Below are 20877 nucleotides of genomic sequence, written 5' to 3'. Positions count from 1 at the left end.
ACATGAATGACACCCTGAACCGTCTGGCACAGGTGCTGGAAGAGCGCAAAGGGGCCGCGGCCGACAGTTCCTATGTCGCCAGCCTGTACCACAAGGGTCTGAACAAGATTCTGGAGAAAGTGGGCGAAGAGTCGGTCGAAACCATCCTCGCCGCCAAGGACGCCGCCATCAGTGGCGACTGCAGCGATGTGATCTACGAAACCGCCGATTTGTGGTTTCACAGTATGGTCATGCTCGCCCAACTGGGGCAGCATCCGCAGGCCGTTCTCGATGAGCTGGATCGTCGCTTCGGTTTGTCCGGGCACGCCGAGAAGGCCTCGCGCCCATCCGCCTGAACCACACTTTAGAGAGGAAAACGCAGCATGGGCATTTTTGACTGGAAACACTGGATCGTCATCCTGGTTGTCGTGGTACTGGTATTCGGCACCAAGAAACTGAAGAACCTGGGTACTGACGTCGGCGAATCGATCAAGGGCTTTCGCAAGGCCATGAACGACGATGAAAAGCCTGCCGAGCCTGTGGTACCGCCGACCGCGCAGCCCGTGCCACCGGTGCAACCACACACCACCGCGCCGCTGAGCCAACCGCACACCATTGACGTGCAGGCCCAAAAAGTCGAAGAGCCGACCCGCAAAGACTCGTGAGCACTGACTAATGTTTGGTATCAGCTTCTCTGAACTGCTGCTCGTCGGCCTCGTGGCCCTGCTGGTCCTGGGCCCGGAGCGCCTGCCGGGTGCTGCGCGGACCGCCGGTCTCTGGGTCGGGCGCCTGAAGCGCAGCTTCAACGCGATTAAACAGGAAGTTGAACGGGAAATCGGTGCCGACGAGATTCGCCGGCAACTGCACAACGAACACATTCTGTCGTTGGAGCAGGAAGCGCGGAAGATCCTGGCACCGACCCAGCTGGAAGCCACCCCGCCGCCAGCGGTGGCTGAACAACCCGCTCCGCCAGTGGCCAGCGCCCCGGCGCCAGCACCGACCGGCCCCGTCGAGCCGGCCACGCCCCAGACGCTGACTGAACCTGCACCTGCCGCGGCGGCTCCAGCCACGCCCGCGCCCCATGACCCTACTTTGCCGCCGCGAGCCCCATGAGCGATATTCCGGAAAACGACCAACACATGCCGCTGGTGTCGCACCTCACCGAGTTGCGCACCCGCCTGTTGCGCTGCGTCGCGGCGATCTTCCTGATCTTTGCCGGGCTGTTCGCCTTCACCCAGCAGATCTACACCTTCGTCTCCACGCCGCTGCGCCAGTACCTGCCGGTGGGCGCGACGATGATCGCCACCGATGTGTCCTCGCCGTTCCTGACGCCGCTGAAGCTGACCATGATGGTCTCGCTGTTTCTGGCGATCCCGGTGATCCTGCATCAGATCTGGGGCTTTATCGCACCGGGCCTGTACAAGCATGAAAAACGCATCGCCGTGCCGCTGCTGGTGTCGAGCATCATGCTGTTCTACACCGGCATGGCCTTCGCCTACTTCCTGGTGTTCCCGCTGATCTTCAAGTTCTTTGCCGCCGCCACTCCGGCCGGCGTCGAAATGATGACCGACATCACCAGCTACCTCGATTTCGTGATGACCCTGTTCTTCGCCTTTGGCGTGGCCTTCGAGATCCCGGTGGCCGTGGTGCTGCTGGTCTGGATCGGCGTGGTCGACGTCAAATACCTGAAGAAGATCCGCCCGTACGTGATCATCGGCTGCTTCGTAGTCGGCATGATCCTCACGCCGCCGGACATTTTCTCGCAGACGCTGCTGGCCGTTCCCATGTGGCTGCTGTTTGAAATCGGCATCCTGTTCGGCAGCCTGATCAGCAAGCGTGGCGACCACGTGGACGATCAACCGGCCGACGATCACAACGACCAGCCGCCAGCGACCCAGGCGTGAACCTGCTGCTCCTCGAAGAGGCCGATTTCATCGCGCCGGACCGCGTGATCCTGCGTGACCGGCGCCTGACCCACATGCAGGAAGTGCATCGCGCCGCGGTCGGTGACAGCCTGCGGGTCGGGCGCATCGACGGCGCGATGGGTTCGGCCGAACTGCTGCGCCTGGAGGCCCATGAGGCCGAACTGCGGGTCAACCTCGACCTGTCGCCACCCGCCAAGCTGCCGCTGACCCTGGTGCTGGCCCTGCCCCGGCCGAAGATGCTGCGTCGGGTGCTGCAGACCGTTTCCGCCATGGGCGTGCCACGGCTGATCCTGGTCAACAGCTACCGGGTCGAAAAGAGCTTCTGGCAAACCCCCTTCCTCGAACCTGCGGCCATTCGCGAACAGCTGATTCTCGGCCTTGAACAGGCCCGGGACACTGTGCTGCCGCAGGTGCTGATCGAAAAACGCTTCAAGCCCTTTGTCGAAGACCGCCTGCCTGGCCTGGTTGAAGGCACGCGAGGCCTGGTCGGCCACCCGGGCCCCTACCCGGCCTGCCCACGCGGGCTGGACGAGCCGGTGACCCTGGCCATCGGCCCCGAAGGCGGCTGGATCCCCTACGAAATCGACTTGCTGGGCAAGGCCGGCCTGCAGCCGGTACAGCTCGGCGAACGCATCCTGCGCGTCGAAACCGCCGTCACCGCCCTGCTCGCCCGCTTGTTCTGAGGCTCGAGCAGGTGCTCGCCGGCGCCTTGCATCCAGCGCTACCCCCTCTATTGCGCCATTGTCGGCAGGCCGTTGCCTACAGGAACGCCCGTGCCCGCCGATAGCGTATGGATAAACCCAATCGGCAAAAAAGGGAGTTCACACCATGTACCGCTGGCTCGCCCAAACCCTGGGGAATGTAAGCGTCAATAAAAAACTGGGCTTTGGCTTCGGCCTGGTGCTGCTCCTGACCCTGCTGATCACCGCCACCGGCTGGATGGGCCTGGGCAGCGTGATCGAGCGTGGCGACAAGCTCGGCTACATCTCCAGCCTCAACGAATTGACCAAGGACCTGCGTGCCGCGCGCCTGGATTACGAAATGCGCCGCGGCGAACAAGGCCCGGGGGCGGTCAGCGACCTGCTCAAGCAGCTCGACAGCGGCTTGCAGACCGCACGCGGCATGCTGGAGCAATCCGACAGCCTGACCCTGATTGACCAACAGCTGGCAGCGGTCGGCGAGTACAAGGCCGCTTTCAGCGACATGACCCGTGCCACCGACAGCCGTGAGGCCGCCCGCGGCAAACTCGGGGCCACCGCGGACAACGCCGTGGCCCGGGTTGCCGAGGTCGAGAAATCCCTGCTGCAGGGCGACAGCGTCGCCCAGTTCAACAGCGTCATCGATCTTTCCAAGCTGATCCAGCAGGCGCGCTTCCAGGTGCGTGGCTACACCTACAGCGGCAAGGCCGATGCCGAGCAGCCGGCCCTGGACGCCATCGACAACGCCCTGAGCAACCTGGCCAGCCTGCCGAGCCGATTGCCGGAGCAACATATCGCCAACCTGCAACAGGCCACCGACTCCCTCAAAGGCTATCGCGCCGCCGTCAGCGAGTTCCGTGACTCGCAAGTGGCCAGTGCCGCAGCGCTCAAACGCATGGCCGATCAAGGCACGCGCCTGATGGACCTGAGCAAGCAGCTCACCAGCGCCCAGACCCTCAAGCGCGACAGCGACGCGGCCCAGGCCCGGAACACGCTGATCATCGTCACCGCACTGGCCCTGCTCTTTGGCCTGATCGCCGCGTGGAGCATCACCCGGCAGATCGTCATTCCCCTGCAACAGGCGCTGAAAGCTGCCGAGCGGGTCGCCTCGGGGGATCTGAGCCAGAACCTCAACGTCGAGCGCCGTGATGAGCTGGGCCAGCTACAAGGCGCTATGCAGCGCATGACTCTGAGCCTGCGCGAGCTGATCGGCGGCATCGGCGATGGCGTGACCCAGATCGCCAGCGCCGCCGAGCAGCTGTCGGCCGTCACCGAGCAGACCAGCGCCGGGGTCAATAACCAGAAAGTCGAGACCGACCAGGTCGCCACCGCCATGAATGAGATGGCGGCTACCGTGCAAGAGGTCGCGCGTAACGCCGAGGAGGCCTCCGAGGCCGCTGTGGCTGCCGATCAGCAGGCCCGCGAGGGTGATCGGGTGGTCAGCGAAGCCATCGCCCAGATCGAGCGCCTGGCGACCGAGGTCGGCAACTCCACTGACGCCATGAGCCACCTCAAGCACGAGAGCGACAAGATCGGCAGCGTGCTGGATGTGATCAAGTCCGTGGCCCAGCAGACCAATCTGCTGGCGCTCAATGCCGCCATCGAAGCCGCTCGTGCCGGGGAAGCCGGCCGTGGTTTTGCGGTGGTGGCCGACGAGGTGCGCAGCCTGGCCCAGCGCACACAGAAGTCCACCGAGGAGATCGAGGAGCTTATCGTCGGCCTGCAAAGCGGCACTCAGCAGGTGGCAACCATCATGGACAACAGCCGTGGCCTGACCGAAAGCAGCGTCGAGCTGACCCGGCGTGCCGGCGGAGCCCTGGAGAACATCACCCGTACGGTGTCGGCGATCCAGGCCATGAACCAACAGATCGCCACCGCCGCCGAGCAGCAAAGCGCCGTGGCCGAAGAGATCAACCGCAGCGTGCTGAACGTGCGTGACGTTTCCGAGCAGACCTCCGCCGCCAGCGAAGAAACCGCCGCCTCCAGCGCCGAACTGGCGCGCCTGGGCATCCACCTGCAAAGCCTGGTGGGGCGCTTTCGGGTCTGACCGGTAGCCGCAATGGCCTAGCAGGTGAGCGGGTGTGTCAGGGATGGACAGCGCAGCCTCGTTCCTCGGTAGCGGCTACATTTGTAGCCGCTGCCAGCAGGTTGCACTCGGGGCCGAGTGAATCAGGAGCGGCTACAGCACCTGGCGCAAGAAGGCCTGGGCCCGGGGGTCCTGGGGGGCGTCGAAGAACGCGGCCGGCGCGGCGTCTTCCAGCAGTTTGCCGTGGTCGAAAAACAGCACCCGGTCCGCCACTTCCCGGGCGAAGCCCATTTCGTGGGTCACGCAGACCATGGTCATGCCTTCCAGGGCCAGGGTTTTCATCACGTCCAGCACTTCGCCGACCATTTCCGGGTCCAGGGCCGAGGTCGGCTCATCGAACAGCATGACCTTGGGCTCCATCGCCAGCGCCCGGGCAATCGCCACGCGCTGCTGCTGGCCGCCGGACAGACGTGACGGAAACTCATTGGCCTTCTGCGCAATACCGACTTTTTCCAGCAGTGCCAGGGCCTTGGCCTCGCGCTCTTTCTTGCCGCGCTTGCGCACCACTTTCTGCGCCAGGCACAGGTTTTCCAGCACCGTCATGTGCGGAAACAGGTTGAAGTGCTGGAACACCATGCCCACTTCCCGGCGGTAGGCGTTCACATCGGTCTTGGGGTCGGCCAGTTGCAGGCCGTCGATGCTCACCGAGCCGGAGTCGAATTCCTCCAGGCCATTGAGGCAACGCAGGAAGGTCGATTTGCCGGAGCCGGACGGGCCGATCACCACCAGCACTTCGCCACGGGCCACCTGGGTGGTGACGTTATCCACCGCGCGCACCACTTGGCCGCGGGTGTCGAAGACTTTTACCAGATCGCGGACTTCAATCACTTTGCGCGAGCCTCCGCTCAAGCCGGCTGGCGATTTTCGACAGCGGCAGGTTGATCAACAGATAAAGACCGGCCACGCAGAACAGGATCTCGAACGGCGAGAACGAGGTGGTGATCACCTCGCGGCCGCTCTTGAGCAGTTCGGTAATGGCGATCACCGAGACCAGCGAGGTGTCCTTGACCAGGCTGATGAACTGTCCGGCCAACGGCGGCAGCACGCGCTTGAGCGCCTGCGGCAGCACCACATGGCGCATCGACTGGCCACCGCTCAAGCCCAGGGAGCGCGCGGCTTCGTTCTGCCCGCGGGCAATGGACTGCACCCCGGCGCGAATGATTTCCGCCACATAGGCGCCGGTGAACAGCGACAGCGCGGCAATCCCGGCGAACTCCCGGGACAGATTGAGCACGGTGCCGATAAAGAAGTAGAAAATGAAAATCTGCACCAGCAGCGGCGTGCCCCGTACCAACTCGACATAAATCGTCGACAGATCACGCAGGGTCGGGTTGCTCGACAGCCGGCACAGGCCCGTTGCCAGGCCGATCAGCAGCCCGAGCACGCCGGACACCACCGACAGCCACAAGGTGGTCCACAGCCCCCACAACAGCGGCCCGGCCGCCCAGTGGTAAGTCATGCCAATCACATCGCCTTCGCCCACATCGTCGCCATTGGCCACTTGCAGGCTGGTCGCATCGACCGTCAGCACCTGCTCGTTGCCGCCGTCGTTGCGCAGGGAGACCTCGAACGTATCGCCCTTGCGCACCAGCTGGCTGACGGTGGAAACCTCCGCGGCGCGCTGGGGCTCTTCAGCCTGGTAGACGAAATACTGCGGTACGCGGTTCCAGCGCCATTCGTAAGACATCAGCGAGGTGGCGTAATACAAGGCGCCGGCCAGGCCGATCAGGACCAGTACGGTCAGGATGTGCCAGGGCCACTGGGCTTTTTTCTGCTTCATGGGTCGGTGAATCCATAGCGATCAAAGGACAGCCCCCAACGGTAGGGGGATGCTGCCTTGGTCAAAGAGCGGGGCGCGGCGACGGCGCTGGCGGAACCGCAAAGCGGCCCGAAGAAAACCAGCGCCTTGGCTACAGGGTGCTTATTCCATGTCCTTGAGCCACTCGGTGCTCTTGAACCACTTGTCATGGATGCGATCGTAGGTGCCGTCTTCGTGGATCTGGTGCAGGAAGTTGTTGATGAAGTTGATGCTGTCGTAGTCACCCTTCTTCAGACCGAAGGCCAGAGGCTCGTAGGTGAACGGCTTATCGAGGAACGTAAGCTTGCCGTTGCCGACCTTGCCCAGCGCCACCACGTTGTACGGGGCGTCGTAGATAAAGGCGTCGGCCTTGCCGTTGACCACGTCGAGCACCGCTTCCTGCTCATTGTCGTAACCGTGGTACTTGGCTTTGGCGATCAGCTTCTTGGCGACCATCTCACCGGTGGTGCCGAGTTTGGAGGTGATGCGGTAGTCGGCGCTGTTCAGGTCTTTATAGGACTTGATAGTGCCTTCGAGTTCTTTGCGGATCAGCAGGGTCTGGCCGACCACGATGAAGGGGTCGCTGAAGTTCAGGCGCAGGTTGCGTTCCTGGGTCAGGGTCATGCCGCTGCCGATCATGTCGAACTTGTCGGTCAGCAGGGCCGGGATGATGCCGTCGTAACCGGTGGAAACCATCTCCAGCTTGACGCCCATGGACTTGGCCATGGCTTTGAGCAGGTCGACTTCAAAACCGATGATCTCGCCACGCTTGTTGGTCATTTCAAACGGCATGTAGGTCGGGTCCATGCCGACTTTCAATGTGCCGCGCTTGACCGCGTCGTCGATGGCGCCCGCCTGGGCTGCGTTGACTGCCACCAAGGCGCTGACGCCGAGCAGCAGCATCGAGAGATACTTCTTCATCTTCAAGTCCCCTGAACCGATTTTATTGTGATGCCTGCGCGTACTGGCGCCGGACGGAAAATCTCCGGATATCAAGCCGTTGTCGTTCACGCGCAAGAATTTGCGGGAGCGATGCTAACGCACTCGGCCATTTGCACAAGGTTTTTTGTCAGCACGACAACCCCGTGCGCTGGCCCCAGAGAGCACCGCAGAAGCACCAGAAAAAGTATGACCTGTAGCCGCTGCCGAGCCCGCGAGGCTGCGCTGGCCCTATGGGGCGCCGGAGCGTGTCAGGAAAAGAGGTGGCGCCAGTACCGGCGGGCGCAACCTGCGGCAGCGGCTACGGGGTTGAAGGGGGGTGGTGCAATGTAAAACGCCCTTGAGTGGGAGCTCAAGGGCGTTGGCGTCAGGCCGGTTGCGGGGCCGCGATCAGCGGTTGCAACGGTAACAGCGGGGCATGGGGGTCGGCGTCTACCGACTGGCGCCAGGCACCGAGCCATTCACCGTGGCCTTCGCTCCAGACCTGCTCATGCAGGCGGGCCAGGGCCACCGGGTCGCTCAACAGCGCCAGGCGCTCGCTGTTGTTGAGGGCCGCCGGCCCGACTTTCAGCGCATGCCGCACGCGCTCGATACGCAGCCACTCGATCGGCTCGGCCTGACCGTGACGGGAGGTCGCCAGCGCACACGCCAGGGCGTTCTGCTGCGGGTCGACCACGGCACGGATAAAGCCGTCGTTGAGGGCGTGCCAGCGGTTTTCGTGGGTGTACTGGTCAGTTGCCAGCAAGGCCTGCGGCGGATTGTATTCCTCGGGGATCAGGAACAGGCTCTCGTCACGGGACTTCAGGCCCAGGCCGACACGGCTGGAGATCACCGACACCGGGATCGACAGCATCAGCGAACCGACAATCGGCACCAGCCACCACAGGAAGCTCGGGTTCAGCCACACCACCAGCAATGCCCAGAAGAAACCCAGCAAGGTCTGCGGACCGTGGCGCTTGACCGCCTCGCTCCACGGCGTGGAGTCGTCGTCACGCTGTGGCGAGTTCCAGGTCGCAGCCCAGCCGAGGAACGCGGCCAGAACGAAGCGGGTGTGGAAAATCATCCGCACCGGCGCCAGCAGCATGGAGAACAGCATCTCCAGCAGCATCGACAGGGTCACCTTGAACTTGCCGCCGAACTCTTTCGCGCCCTTGGCCCAGATCAGGATGATGCTCAGCAACTTGGGCAGGAACAGCAGCACGATGGTGGTCGAGAACAGGGCCACGGCCTTGTCCGGGTGCCATTGCGGCCACAGCGGGTACAGTTGGCGCGGCTCCATGAAGTACTGCGGCTCCATCAGCGTGTTCACTGCCAGCAGGGCGGTGGACAACACCAGGAAGAAGAACCACAAGGGCGCCGACAGGTAGGACATCACGCCAGTGAGGAACACCGCGCGGTGCACCGGGTGCATGCCTTTTACCAGGAACAGGCGAAAGTTCATCAGGTTGCCGTGGCACCAGCGACGGTCACGCTTGAGTTCGTCCAGCAGGTTCGGCGGCAGTTCTTCATAGCTGCCCGGCAGGTCGTAGGCAATCCACACACCCCAGCCGGCACGGCGCATCAGCGCAGCTTCGACGAAGTCGTGGGAAAGAATCGCACCGGCGAACGCACCTTTGCCCGGCAAAGGCGCCAGGGCGCAATGCTCGATGAACGGCTGCATGCGGATGATCGCGTTGTGGCCCCAGTAGTGGGATTCACCCAACTGCCAGAAGTGCAGGCCGGCGGTGAACAGCGGGCCGTAGACCCGGGTCGCGAACTGCTGCATGCGCGCATACAGCGTGTCCATGCCCGAAGCCCGTGGCGCGGTCTGAATGATCCCGGCGTCCGGCGTGGCTTCCATCAAGCGCACCAGGCTGGTCAGGCATTCACCGCTCATCACGCTGTCGGCGTCGAGCACCACCATGTACTTGTAGTCGCCGCCCCAGCGACGGCAGAAGTCGTCGAGGTTGCCGCTCTTGCGTTTGACCCGGCGACGACGGCGACGATAGAAGATCTTGCCGAAGCCCTTGGCTTCACGGCACACATCCAGCCACGCCTGCTGCTCGGCGATGCAGATATCGGCATCGTTACTGTCGCTGAGCACGAAGAAGTCGAAGCGGTCGAGGTCACCCGTGGCGGCAACCGACTCGAAAGTCGCTCGCAAACCGGCGAATACCCGCGGCACGTCTTCGTTGCAGATCGGCATGACCAGAGCGGTGCGCGCGTCCCGAGGGATCGGTTCGTCACCGGCACTGGCGCCGGAGATACGGTATTTGTCATGCCCGGTGAGCAACTCGAGGAAGCCCATCAGCGCGGTCCAGAAGCCCGCCGAAACCCAGCAGAACAGAATCCCGAACAGGATCAGGATGCTGGTCTGCAGCGCATACGGCAGCACCTGGGTAGCGGTCTGCATCAAGGGTTGGTGCAGGACTTCTTCCAGGTCGACGAAGGCCCAGCCCTGGTACGGCATGATGCCTTTCATGTACCAGCCGGCGACGATGGTCTGGCCGAGCATCAGCACCAGCAGGATGTAACGGCGGATCGAGCCCACGGTGCGCCAGCGCGCCGCCGGGAGCACCCGCTCATCCTTGGGTGGCGCCGGCGGGTTGGTGCGCCCGGTCAGGCGCCGCCAGCCACGGACCAGGATATTGGTGCGCCACGGCTCCGGAACCACCTTGGTGCGACGGATCGGTGGCGTGGCCTTGAGGCACACCCGGCCACTGGCGTCGAGCGCCAGCATTTCGGCGTCCTCCAGCTCTTCGGCGGTGCTCAGGGTCAGACGCCGGCCGACCGACGCCTGGGCGGCATCGGCAGGGGCATCGAAGGTTGCAGACGACAGCCGCTGGTGCAGCTCGCTGAAAGACTGGCAACCCGCCAGTTCAGCGCGCTGCTCGTCCGTCATTGGCAGGTGCGCCAGGTACTCGGCGAGAGTCTCTGGCTGTACTTGAGAGTTACTCATCGGCAGGCAACTGATAGCTCCAGGTCTCGGTCAGGACTTGCTCAGTCGGGACAGATTCCGGTGTGGCTGGGGCGGCATCGGCAGCCACAGGCTGCTTCGCGTCTTTGTTGTCCTTGGCGTCTTTGGCCGGCTTGGCGTCAGCTTGCTTGGCCTCGGCCAGCTTGGCTTCCTTGTCCTTCTTCTCCTGTTGCTTGGCGGCAATCTTGTCAGCCTTGGCCACGGAAGAATTGGATGCCGGCAGGGTCGACTTGGCAGGCTCGGCCGGAGCCACGTTTCTCACCAGCGCCGCACGCATCTCGGTGGACTTGCCTGCGTCCTTGATTTTCATCCGCAGGGTCAGGCGCCAGCCTTTGGTTTCAGGGTTGTAGCGCACGCTGTTTTCGACCAGCTCGGCGTTATCGCCAACGCTGACCTGGCTGCGCACTTCGGCATCTTCCGGCAGGGCCGCCAGGGATGGGCCCTGGAAGTCCACCAGGTACGCCACGCTGCCGTCCGGCTGACGGATCAGGTTCGACTGCTTGACGTCACCCGTGGAACGCAGGGTCTGCTCGACCCAGGCGCTGTCCGGCGAATGCAGGGCGGCTTCGTCGATGGTCCAGTGCAGGCGGTAGGCGAAATCAAAGGCCTGGCCCGGCTCCGGCTGTTTCTCCGGGCTCCAGAAGGCAACGATGTTGTCGTTGGTTTCATCGGCAGTCGGGATCTCCACCAGATCGACGGTGCCCTTGCCCCAATCGCCCTTCGGCTCGATCCAGGCGCTTGGGCGCTTGTCGTAGCGGTCATCGAGGTCTTCGTAGTGGCTGAAGTCACGGCCACGTTGCAGCAAGCCGAAACCACGCGGGTTTTCGACCGAGAAGTTGCTCACGGCCAGGTGTTTCGGGTTGTTCAGCGGGCGCCAGATCCACTCGCCATTGCCGGCATGGATCGACAGGCCGCTGGAGTCATGCAACTCGCGACGGTAGTTGAGGACCTTGGACGGCTGGTTGGCGCCGAACAGGAACATGCTGGTCAGCGGGGCGATGCCCAGCTTGCCGACCTTGTCCCGCAGGAACACTTTGGCCTTGACGTCGACGATGGTGTCGCTGCCCGGACGCAGGGTCAGGCGGTAGGCACCGGCTGCACGCGGCGAGTCCAGCAGGGCGTAGATCACCAGGTGCTTGTCGGTCGGCTTGGGTTGCTGGATCCAGAACTCGCTGAAACGCGGGAACTCTTCGCCGGAAGGCAAGGCGGTATCGATCGCCAGGCCGCGGGCGGACAAGCCGTAGGTATGGCCCTTGCCCACAACGCGGAAGTAGCTCGCGCCGAGCATGGTCATGATCTCGTCTTGCTTGTCGGCCTTGTTGATCGGGTACAGCACACGGAAACCGGCATAACCCAGCTTCTCGGTGGCCTTGGGATCGAACTTGACGTCGCCGAAGTCGAAGCGACTTGGGTCGTATTTGATCTCTTCGACGGTGTTGGCCGTGATTTCGTTGATTTTCACCGGCGTATCGAAGTGCATGCCCTGGTGATAGAACGACAGCTTGAAGGGGGTTTTCTGATTGGCCCACTCAGCTTTTTCAGTGAGGAAGCGGATTTTTTGATAATCCGCGAACTTCATGTCACGAAATTCGTTCGGCAGGTTACTGCGCGGGGCCTCGTACTTCTGCCCGGCCAGCTCTTTGGCTTTGGCCGATACATCATCCAGATTGAAAGCCATGAGCGGACCGGCGCCAAGCAGGCAAAGCAGGGCAGAGCCTGTCAGCAGCGCGTTTCGTAACCGTTTGGCAGACAATTTTGGTGCATTACAGGGACTAACAATCACGAGCAACCCTCGCCGAAAACAGATCAAAAAACCAACGGCCAGCTATCTATATGCCAGGTTGGCGAGCATTGTTCCGACTCCGATGGGGCGAAATGATTCCCCAAGCGGTCACGGACAAGTCTCTACCTAAGTCAAAATGGACCAACGAACGCTGATCCCCGTAGCGCGCGATTATCTAGTAGGCCGCGTTACAACGCATCAGGGGGAACAAAGTATTTATTGGGTAAAACAGCTGTTTTCGACCTAAATCGGCGGAAAAAGATGTTTCAAGCACTTTCAGGTCTGTAACAGGAAGGTTACCGGGCCATCATTGACCAGATGCACCTGCATGTCCGCACCGAAACGTCCCGATGCCACTTTGCCATGTAACTGTTGCGCCTTTGCTAATAGATAGTCGAAAAGCTCCTGGCCCAGGGCTGGCGGCGCGGCCGTGGAAAAGCTCGGACGCAAGCCGCTTCTGGTGTCGGCGGCCAGGGTGAACTGCGACACCAGCAGCAGACCGCCATCGACCTCGGCCAGGGACAGATTCATCTTGCCCTCGGGATCACTGAACACCCGATAGTTAAGCAGCTTGTGCAGAAGTTTGTCGGCGCTGGCCCGGGTGTCGTCGGGTTCCACCGCCACCAGCACCAGCAACCCCTGGTCGACGGCGCCTACCACCTCCCCCGCCACTTCCACTCGTGCGCCACGCACCCGTTGCAGCAGGCCCTTCATGCTTCTTCAAGCGGCAGGTCGAGCAGGCGCCGGGCCATCTGGTCGGCGGCGCGCACCAGGGCGTCGGTGATCCCTGGCTCGGAGGCCGCGTGGCCGGCGTCGCGGATGACTTGCAGCTCGCTGTTGGGCCAGGCCTGGTGCAGCTCCCAGGCGTTGTCCAGGGGGCAGATCACGTCGTAGCGACCGTGGACGATAACCCCCGGCAGGTGGGCGATCTTGCCCATGTCGCGAATCAGCTGGTCGGGCTCAAGGAAGGCATTGTTGGTGAAGTAGTGGCATTCGATCCGGGCAATCGACAGCGCGCGCTGCGGCTCGGAGAAGCGGTCCACCACCAACGGGTTCGGGCGCAGGGTCGCGGTGCGCCCCTCCCAGGTCGACCAGGCCTTGGCCGCATGCATCTGGGCAATCTGGTCGGTGCCAGTCAGGCGTTTGTGGAAGGCGTTGAGCAGGTCGTGGCGTTCATCCTGTGGGATGGGCGCCACGTAGTCCTGCCAGTAATCCGGGAACAGACGGCTGGCGCCGTTCTGGTAGAACCACTCGATTTCCTGCGGACGCGCCAGAAAGATCCCGCGCAGAATCAGACCGTGCACACGCTCTGGATGGCTTTGCGCGTAAGCCAGCGCCAGGGTCGACCCCCATGAACCGCCAAACACCACCCACTTTTCGATCCCCAGGTGCAGGCGAATCCGCTCCAGGTCGGCGACCAGGTCCCAGGTGGTGTTGTTTTCAAGGCTGGCGTGGGGGGTGGAGCGACCGCAACCGCGCTGATCGAAGGTGATGATGCGGTACAGGTTCGGGTCGAAGTAGCAGCGGCTCTGGGCATCGCACCCGGCTCCCGGGCCACCGTGGATAAACACCACCGGCAGGCCTTCCGGAGAACCGCTTTCATCGACGTACAGCACATGCGGTTCGTCGACAGCCAGATCGTGCCGGGCGTAGGGTTTGATCTGCGGGTACAAAGTCTGCATTGCGCGCTCCGTAAGGGTCGGGTTCATCCCTGGGGGGACTTCAATTATTCTGCCGTCCGGCATCATAAACCCGAATTACGCAATCGGCATGCCCTTGAGAAAAATGGGGTTGTCAGCCCCATTCATGCACATGAACCCTGCCCCCTCAGGGGTTTGCCGCCAGGGCGCGCACCCTCACTTGCCGTAACGCTGCCGGCCCCAGGCGAGCAACCCTTGCAGCAACTCCTTGAGCACCACCTGGGTCGGCGCCGCCAGATCCGGGCGATAGCGGAACGGTTCGAACTCTTCCATGTAGGTGCTCTGCGCCAGCTCCAGTTGCACCGCGTGGATATGCTCGGCCGGGTTGCCGTAATGGCGGGTGATATGACCGCCCTTGAAGCGCCCGTTCAACACATGGCTGTAGTCGCCATGGCCGGCGCAGATAGCCTCCAGCTGGTTGGCCAGTTGCGGGTCGCAGCTGGCGCCGTTGAAGGTGCCGAGGTTGAAGTCCGGCAGCTTGCCCTCGAACAGATGGGGGATCAGCGAACGGATCGAGTGGGCATCGAACAGCAAGGCGTAGCCAAACTCGTCCCGCAGCCGCGCCAGTTCTTCCTGCAGGGTGCGGTGATACGGCCCCCAGACCTTTTGCAGGTAACTCACCCGTTCCTCGGCCGACGGCTCATGGCCCTCCTTGAACAACGGCACGCCGTCGAACAGGGTGGCCGGGTACAGGCCGGTAGTGGCCCCGACATATAAAGGTGTGTCGTCGGACGGGCGGTTGAGGTCGATGACAAACCGCGAGTACTCGGCAGCCAGGGTGCTGGCCCCCAGTTCCTGGGCAAACTCGTAGAGCTGCGGGATGTGCCAGTCGGTGTCCGGCAAGCTTTGCGCCTCGGCGATCAGCCCGGCCTCCACGGCGGGCGTCAGGCGCACGCCGGCATGGGGCATGCTGATCAGCAGCGGTACCCGGCCTTGTTTGAAGTTCAGCACCTTATCCACAAGCATTCTCCTAAACAGTCACTTCCACGCCGTGACGCACGACGCGTTTTTCCAGGTCGCCGCCCAGCCAGTAGGCCAGGTCGGCCGGACGATCAATCTGCCAGGCGACAAAGTCCGCGACCTTGCCGACCTCCAGCGAACCATGGGTCTGTTCCATGCCCAGCGCCTTGGCCGCGTGCAGCGTGACGCCGGCCAGGGCTTCTTCCGGAGTCATGCGGAAACAGGTGCAGGCCATGTTCAGCATCAGGCGCACCGACAACGCCGGCGAGGTGCCAGGGTTGAGGTCGCTGGCCACGGCGATCTTGACCCCATGCTTGCGCAGGGCCTCCATCGGCGGCAGTTGGGTTTCGCGCAAAAAGTAGAACGCCCCCGGCAACAACACCGCCACCGTGCCGGACTGGGCCATGGCGATAGCATCGTCTTCGGTCATGAATTCCAGGTGGTCGGCCGACAGCGCGTGGTAGCGCGCGGCCAGGCTCGAACCGTGCAGCGACGACAATTGCTCGGCGTGCAGCTTCACCGGCAAGCCAAGTGCCTGCGCGGCAACAAACACCCGTTCCACCTGGGCCGGCGAAAACGCCAGGTATTCGCAGAACGCATCCACTGCATCCACCAGCCCTTCGGCGGCCAGCGCCGGAAGCATCTCGTGGCAGATATGGTCGATATAGTCGTCAGCGCGTTCGGCGTATTCCGGTGGCAAGGCGTGGGCCGCCAGGCAGGTGCTGCGCACACTGACCGGCAACTCGGCGCCCAGGCGGCGGATAACCCGCAGGATCTTGCGCTCGCTGGCCAGGTCCAGGCCGTAGCCGGACTTGATCTCGACACTGGTGACGCCTTCGCGCAGCAGGTTTTGCAGACGCTTTTTGGCACTGGCGAACAGCTCGTCCTCACTGGCGGCGCGGGTCGCGCGCACGGTGCTGGCGATACCGCCACCGGCGGCGGCGATCTCGGCATAACTCACGCCTTGCAGGCGCTGCTCGAATTCACCGCTGCGGTTGCCGCCGAAAACCGTATGGGTATGGCAATCGATAAAGCCCGGGGTTACCCAGGCTCCAGCCAGGTCCTTGACCTGGGCGTAGTCGCCGGCCGGCGCCTCCGAGCGCCGGCCGATCCACTCGATGTGCGCCCCTGACGTCACCATGGCCGCGTCCTCGATGATCGAGTAAGTGCCCGAGGCCATGCTGGCGACGTTGCAGTGTTGCCAAAGAGTTTTCATCCAGGGTCTCCGTTAATGGTCAGTCGGTGAAAAAGTGCGATCAACCTCCAGCGCCTGAGCCGCCGCTGGCTTGACCCACAACATATAGGCAATCACCAGCAGCACGATCCACACCGCGCCCACCATCAGCGCTGCCTGAGTCTGCGGGAAATAGCCCAGCACGCCAAAGATGAACAGCATGAAGACGATGGCCGCCGCCGGTGCCCAAGGCCAGAACGGCACCTTGAACTGCAACTGGGCAACCTGCTCGGCGTTCATGGAGCGACGCATTGCCACCTGGGTCACGAGGATCATCAGCCAGACCCAGACCGTGGCGAAGGTCGCGATGGACGCGATCAGCAGGAACACGTTTTCCGGGATCAGGTAGTTCAGCAGCACGCCGCCCAACAGGGCCGCCGCCATCACCACCACGGTCATCCATGGCACGCCCTGCTTCGACAGTTGGGCAAAGCCCTTGGGCGCCTGACCTTGCTGGGCCAGGCCATACATCATGCGCCCGGCGCCGAAGATATCGCTGTTGATCGCCGAAACCGCCGCCGAGATCACCACGATGTTGAGGATGGTCGCCGCCGAGGCGATGCCCAGGTTATCGAAGATCTGCACGAACGGGCTGCCCTGGGTGCCGATCTGCTGCCATGGGTAGATGGCCATCAGCACAAACAGGGTCAGCACGTAGAACAGCAGAATCCGCAGCGGTACGGCGTTGATCGCCTTGGGAATAACCCGACGCGGGTCCTTGGCTTCACCGGCGGTGATGCCGATGATTTCAATCCCGCCAAAGGCAAACATCACCACCGCGAACGAGGCGATCAGGCCACCGATGCCGTTAGGCATGAAACCGCCATGGGCCCACAAGTTGGAGACCCCCACTGCCTGGTCGCTGCCGGCCGAACCGATGCCGAACAGCATGATGCCGAAGCCGCCGAGAATCATCGCGACAATGGCCCCGACCTTGAGCAGCGACAGCCAGAACTCCATCTCGCCGAAGACCTTGACGTTGCACAGGTTCAGGCCGCCGATCAGCAGCACGATGCCCAGCACCCAGATCCAGCGGGCCACCTCCGGGAACCAGAAGCCCATGTAGATACCGAACGCAGTGACGTCCGCGAGGCAGACGATGATCATTTCAAAAGCGTAGGTCCAGCCCAGGATGAATCCCGACAACGGCCCCAGGTATTGGCTGGCGTAGTGCCCGAACGAACCGGACACCGGGTTATGCACGGCCATCTCGCCGAGGGCGCGCATCACCATGAAAACGGCTGCGCCACCAATCAGGTAGGCGAGCAAAACTGCAGGGCCGGCCATTTGAATGGCCGAGGCAGAACCGTAAAAAAGCCCGGTGCCGATGGCAGACCCCAAGGCCATGAACCGAATGTGGCGAGCCGATAGGCCGCGCTTCAATCCAGCTGTTTTCTGTTCCATTTCTTCGTCCCCTATTTATTCTTATCAGACGACCATTTCTTCCCGGGCACATGCCCGGGAAGAATCATCAACAGACGCTCCGCGTCCATTTTGTGACGCCAGGCGTCACAGGCCGCACTTCCATGCCAGGCATGGAGACAATCAGCAGCCTCCCCTACTCGAGGCTCGGCAGCAGCCTGCACAAGCCCGGCGTGAAGGCCGGGCCGCGCAAGGCTTTTTGGTGATTACAGGCTTGGCAGCAACTTGGCCGGCACCAGCTCGTTCAGGCAGCGCGAGGCCAGCAGTTCGCTTGCGGCATTGATGTCCGGCGCGAAGAAGCGGTCCTTCTCGTAGAACGGCACCTTGGCGCGCAGGGCGCTGCGGGCTTTTTCCAGCTTGACCGAGGTCTTCAGGCCATCGCGCAGGTCCAGGCCCTGGCAGGCCGCCAGCCATTCCACGGCGAGCACGCCACGGGTGTTTTCAGCCATTTCCCACAGGCGCTTGCCGGCGGCCGGAGCCATCGACACGTGGTCTTCCTGGTTGGCGGAGGTCGGGATGCTGTCCACCGAATGCGGGTGAGCCAGGGCCTTGTTTTCGCTGGCCAGGGCCGCCGCGGTGACCTGGGCGATCATGAAGCCGGAGTTGACGCCGCCATTGGCCACCAGGAACGGCGGCAGTTGCGACATGTGCTTGTCCATCATCAGCGAAATGCGACGCTCGCTCAGGGAGCCGATTTCGGCAATGGCCAGGGCCATGTTGTCGGCGGCCATGGCCACCGGCTCGGCGTGGAAGTTGCCACCGGAAATCACGTCGCCTTCGGCGGCGAATACCAGCGGGTTGTCGGAAACGGCGTTGGCTTCGACCACCAGCACTTCGGCCGCCTGGCGCAACTGAGTCAGGCAGGCGCCCATGACTTGCGGCTGGCAGCGCAGGGAGTACGGATCCTGGACCTTGTCGCAGTTCTCGTGGGAGGCCGACACTTCACTGCCCTCGCCCAGCAGGTCGCGGTAGGCCGCGGCGGCATCGATCTGGCCACGCTGGCCACGGGCTGCGTGAATCCGCGCGTCGAACGGCGAGCGCGAACCCAGTACCGCCTCGACCGTCAGGCCGCCACAGGCCAGGGCGCCAGCGAACAGGTCTTCACCTTCAAACAGGCCGCGCAAGGCGTAGGCAGTGGACACCTGGGTGCCATTGAGCAGGGCCAGCCCTTCCTTGGCGGCCAGGGTCAGGGGCTTGAGACCGGCAACTTTCAACGCTGCGGTCGCTTCCAGCCATTCACCCTTGTAGCGCGCCTTGCCCTCGCCCAGCAGCACCAGCGACATATGGGCCAATGGTGCCAGGTCGCCGGAGGCGCCTACCGAACCCTTGAGCGGGATGTGGGGATAAACCTCGGCATTGATCAGCGCGATCAGGCCATCGATCACCTGGCGACGGATACCCGAGAAACCACGGCTCAGGCTGTTGACCTTGAGCACCATGATCAGGCGCACCAGGTCATCGCTGATCGGCTCGCCGACACCGGCGGCGTGGGACAGCACCAGCGAGCGCTGGAGGTTTTCCAGGTCGGCGCTGGCAATGCGGGTCGAGGCCAGCAGGCCGAAACCGGTGTTGATGCCATAGGCGGTGCGGTTTTCCGCGAGGATCTGCTCGACGCAGGCAACGCTGGCGTCGATCTGGGCCGAGGCACTGTCATCCAGGCTCAGGGTCACCGGTTGCTGATAGATGGCACGCAGTTGAGCCAGGCTCAGTTGGCCGGGGATTAGGTTAAGCGCAGTCACATTCATTCTCCTTTTGAGAGTTTTATTAACTTGCCAGTCGCTCCGGATAATTCCGTTGTCCGTCGCTACCCGCTGGTTGAGCGGAGTGGCGCCTTGGCACGCTGGCTTGTGTAGAAATCAGTACAGCTTCGGTAAAACGTCTTCGAGCAGTGTCGGGTCTTGCAAAATCGAGGCGGCGCTGGCGATGTCCGGCGCCAGCCAGCGGTCCTGGTCATAGGCCGGGACCCGTTGGCGCAGCAGCTTCCAGGCGCGGCCGGTGCCCTGGCCAAAGCCCTGGGGCTTGAGAAATTCAAAGGCCTGGGCCGCCAGCAGGTACTCGATGGCGAGGATCTGACGGCAGTTCTCCAGGGCCCGGTGCAGCTTCAGCGCGGCGTTGGTGCCCAGGCTCAGGTGATCCTCCTGCAGGCCCGAGGTCACGTAGTTGTCGAGCACCGCGGGTTGCGCCAATTGGCGGTTTTCCGCGCACAGCGACGCGGCCACGTATTGCACGATCATCATTCCGGAATTGACCCCCGGGTTGCTCACCAGGAAGGCCGGCAGGCCGCTGACATGAGGGTTGATCAGGCGGTCCAGGCGACGCTCGGCGATCGAGCCGATTTCCGCCATGGCGATCGCCAGCAGGTCCGCGGCCAGGGCCACCGATTGGCCGTGGGGATTGGCCTGGGACACCACCCGGTAGTTATCCGGCGTGCCCAGCAGCAGCGGGTTGTCGGTGGCGGCGTTGAGTTCGGTTTCGATCTGGCGCGTGGCGTGGGCCAACTGGTCGCGGGCGGCGCCGTGCACCTGGGGAATCGAACGGATGCTCAAGGCGTCCTGGGTGCGGATACCCAGGCTGTTGGCGATCACTTCGCTGCCTTCGAGCAGGCCCCGCAGGTTAGTGGCGACCTGTTGCATGCCCGGGTGCGGCTTGAGGGCGATGATCTCGGCGTCGAACGCGGCAATCTGCCCGCGCAAGGCTTCAAAACTCATGGCGCCGATCACATCGGCCCATTGCAGCAGGCGTGTGGCATCGGCCAATGCCAGGCAACTGAGGCCGGTCATGCACGGCGTGCCGTTGACCAGGCACAGGCCGTCCTTGGCCCCCAGTTGCACCGGCTGCAAACCTTCGGCTGCCAGGGCTTGCGCGGCCGCGACCACCTGGCCGCGATAACTGACCTGGCCCACCCCGAGCAGGGCGATGCTGATATGCGCCATGTGGGTCAGGTAACCCACCGAACCCTGGGACGGCACCTGCGGCGTAATCCCGCGATTGAGCACGTTCAGCAGTGCCTCGACCACCGGCCGCTGCACCCCGGATTTGCCCTGGCTGAAGTTGATGATGGCGGCGCAGAGAATGGCCCGGGTCTGCTCGTCACTCAGCACCGGACCGACGCCGCAGGCGTGGCTGAGCAAGGTATTGCGCGACAACTGGCTGAGTTGCTCGCCCTCGAGCGAAACGTTGCACAGCGCCCCCAGGCCGGTGCTGACGCCGTAGGCGCGCTCGCCGCTGGCGACGATGCGCTGGACGATGGCCTGGGCATTCTCGACCCGCGCCCAGGCCTGCTCCGACAGCACCAGTTGCGCGCCCTGGCGGGCGACGGCGACGACATCCTGCCAACGCAGCGGGGCGTCGGCGATAACGATTGTTTCAGCCTGGGACATGTCCGGCCTCATACCGA

The 20877-nt window shown here is 63.3% G+C and carries 18 protein-coding genes and 1 pseudogene; 7 read left to right on the top strand and 12 right to left on the bottom strand.

Annotated elements, in window-relative coordinates:
- The first annotated feature begins 2 nt into the window (after window positions 1-2).
- From MF4836_RS05125 to MF4836_RS36070, 7 genes and pseudogenes are all read left to right on the top strand, one after another.
- Window positions 3-335 carry a phosphoribosyl-ATP diphosphatase gene (locus MF4836_RS05125; RefSeq protein WP_020299481.1) on the top strand — a complete coding sequence of 111 codons (333 nt, stop codon included), beginning with the start codon at window positions 3-5 and terminating at the stop codon, window positions 333-335.
- A gap of 27 nt (window positions 336-362) precedes the next feature.
- Window positions 363-644 carry a twin-arginine translocase TatA/TatE family subunit gene (locus tag MF4836_RS05120; RefSeq protein WP_078469434.1) on the top strand — a complete coding sequence of 94 codons (282 nt, stop codon included), beginning with the start codon at window positions 363-365 and terminating at the stop codon, window positions 642-644.
- Between the two features lie 10 nt (window positions 645-654).
- Complete coding sequence (tatB, locus tag MF4836_RS05115; RefSeq protein WP_078469433.1) at window positions 655-1092, top strand: Sec-independent protein translocase protein TatB; 438 nt, start codon at window positions 655-657, stop codon at window positions 1090-1092.
- Window positions 1089-1883, top strand: a complete 795-nt coding sequence (gene tatC, locus MF4836_RS05110) for a twin-arginine translocase subunit TatC (protein ID WP_078469432.1) — start codon at window positions 1089-1091, stop codon at window positions 1881-1883. Before tatB ends, tatC begins: the two co-directional genes overlap by 4 nt.
- The gene (locus MF4836_RS05105) at window positions 1880-2587 is read left to right on the top strand and encodes a 16S rRNA (uracil(1498)-N(3))-methyltransferase (RefSeq protein ID WP_078469431.1); all 708 of its coding nucleotides are present in this window, start codon (window positions 1880-1882) and stop codon (window positions 2585-2587) included. Before tatC ends, MF4836_RS05105 begins: the two co-directional genes overlap by 4 nt.
- 145 nt (window positions 2588-2732) lie before the next feature.
- Window positions 2733-3794 (top strand): annotated as a pseudogene (locus MF4836_RS36075) (methyl-accepting chemotaxis protein); the annotation flags it as partial.
- Window positions 3777-4649: a methyl-accepting chemotaxis protein gene (locus tag MF4836_RS36070; RefSeq protein WP_443217280.1), complete on the top strand. Its 873-nt coding sequence runs from the start codon at window positions 3777-3779 to the stop codon at window positions 4647-4649. The pseudogene MF4836_RS36075 and the gene MF4836_RS36070, both read left to right, overlap by 18 nt.
- A gap of 132 nt (window positions 4650-4781) precedes the next feature.
- On the opposite strand, the gene MF4836_RS05095 is transcribed toward MF4836_RS36070, so the two are convergent.
- The 12 genes from MF4836_RS05095 to hutH (MF4836_RS05040) all read right to left on the bottom strand — a co-directional run bounded on the left by MF4836_RS05095 (window position 4782) and on the right by hutH (MF4836_RS05040) (window position 20860).
- Window positions 4782-5516: an amino acid ABC transporter ATP-binding protein gene (locus MF4836_RS05095; protein WP_078469429.1), complete on the bottom strand. Its 735-nt coding sequence runs from the start codon at window positions 5514-5516 to the stop codon at window positions 4782-4784.
- Window positions 5509-6468, bottom strand: coding sequence for an amino acid ABC transporter permease (locus tag MF4836_RS05090; RefSeq protein WP_078469428.1), 960 nt, complete (start codon window positions 6466-6468; stop codon window positions 5509-5511). Before MF4836_RS05090 ends, MF4836_RS05095 begins: the two co-directional genes overlap by 8 nt.
- Before the next feature lie 141 nt (window positions 6469-6609).
- Window positions 6610-7407, bottom strand: coding sequence for a transporter substrate-binding domain-containing protein (locus tag MF4836_RS05085; protein WP_078469427.1), 798 nt, complete (start codon window positions 7405-7407; stop codon window positions 6610-6612).
- A gap of 385 nt (window positions 7408-7792) precedes the next feature.
- The gene (gene mdoH / locus MF4836_RS05080; RefSeq protein WP_078469426.1) at window positions 7793-10363 is read right to left on the bottom strand and encodes a glucans biosynthesis glucosyltransferase MdoH; all 2571 of its coding nucleotides are present in this window, start codon (window positions 10361-10363) and stop codon (window positions 7793-7795) included.
- Window positions 10356-12164, bottom strand: coding sequence for a glucan biosynthesis protein (locus MF4836_RS05075; protein WP_043230385.1), 1809 nt, complete (start codon window positions 12162-12164; stop codon window positions 10356-10358). Before MF4836_RS05075 ends, mdoH begins: the two co-directional genes overlap by 8 nt.
- A gap of 276 nt (window positions 12165-12440) precedes the next feature.
- A complete protein-coding gene (dtd, locus tag MF4836_RS05070) occupies window positions 12441-12878 on the bottom strand; it encodes a D-aminoacyl-tRNA deacylase (RefSeq protein ID WP_078469425.1) in 438 nt (145 codons plus the stop codon).
- On the bottom strand, window positions 12875-13846 hold the full coding sequence (pip, locus tag MF4836_RS05065; protein WP_078469424.1) for a prolyl aminopeptidase: 972 nt from the start codon (window positions 13844-13846) through the stop codon (window positions 12875-12877). The genes dtd and pip overlap by 4 nt, the downstream gene beginning before the upstream one ends.
- 174 nt (window positions 13847-14020) lie before the next feature.
- Window positions 14021-14824, bottom strand: a complete 804-nt coding sequence (gene hutG / locus MF4836_RS05060) for an N-formylglutamate deformylase (RefSeq protein ID WP_078469423.1) — start codon at window positions 14822-14824, stop codon at window positions 14021-14023.
- Between the two features lie 10 nt (window positions 14825-14834).
- Entirely contained in the window at window positions 14835-16040 is a 1206-nt protein-coding gene (gene hutI, locus MF4836_RS05055; RefSeq protein WP_078469422.1) for an imidazolonepropionase, read from the bottom strand.
- 12 nt (window positions 16041-16052) lie between these two features.
- The gene (locus MF4836_RS05050; RefSeq protein ID WP_078469421.1) at window positions 16053-17462 is read right to left on the bottom strand and encodes an amino acid permease; all 1410 of its coding nucleotides are present in this window, start codon (window positions 17460-17462) and stop codon (window positions 16053-16055) included.
- Between the two features lie 224 nt (window positions 17463-17686).
- Window positions 17687-19225 (bottom strand): histidine ammonia-lyase, encoded by a 1539-nt coding sequence (gene hutH / locus MF4836_RS05045; RefSeq protein ID WP_102047881.1) that lies wholly within the window; start codon window positions 19223-19225, stop codon window positions 17687-17689.
- Between the two features lie 111 nt (window positions 19226-19336).
- A complete protein-coding gene (gene hutH, locus MF4836_RS05040) occupies window positions 19337-20860 on the bottom strand; it encodes a histidine ammonia-lyase (protein WP_078469420.1) in 1524 nt (507 codons plus the stop codon).
- Between the last annotated feature and the right edge of the window lie 17 nt (window positions 20861-20877).

Source organism: Pseudomonas sp. MF4836 (assembly GCF_002018875.1).
Classification (GTDB): Bacteria; Pseudomonadota; Gammaproteobacteria; order Pseudomonadales; family Pseudomonadaceae; genus Aquipseudomonas.
Note: the sequence above shows the minus strand (reverse complement) of the source record. Positions and strands in the feature narration are given on the sequence as shown.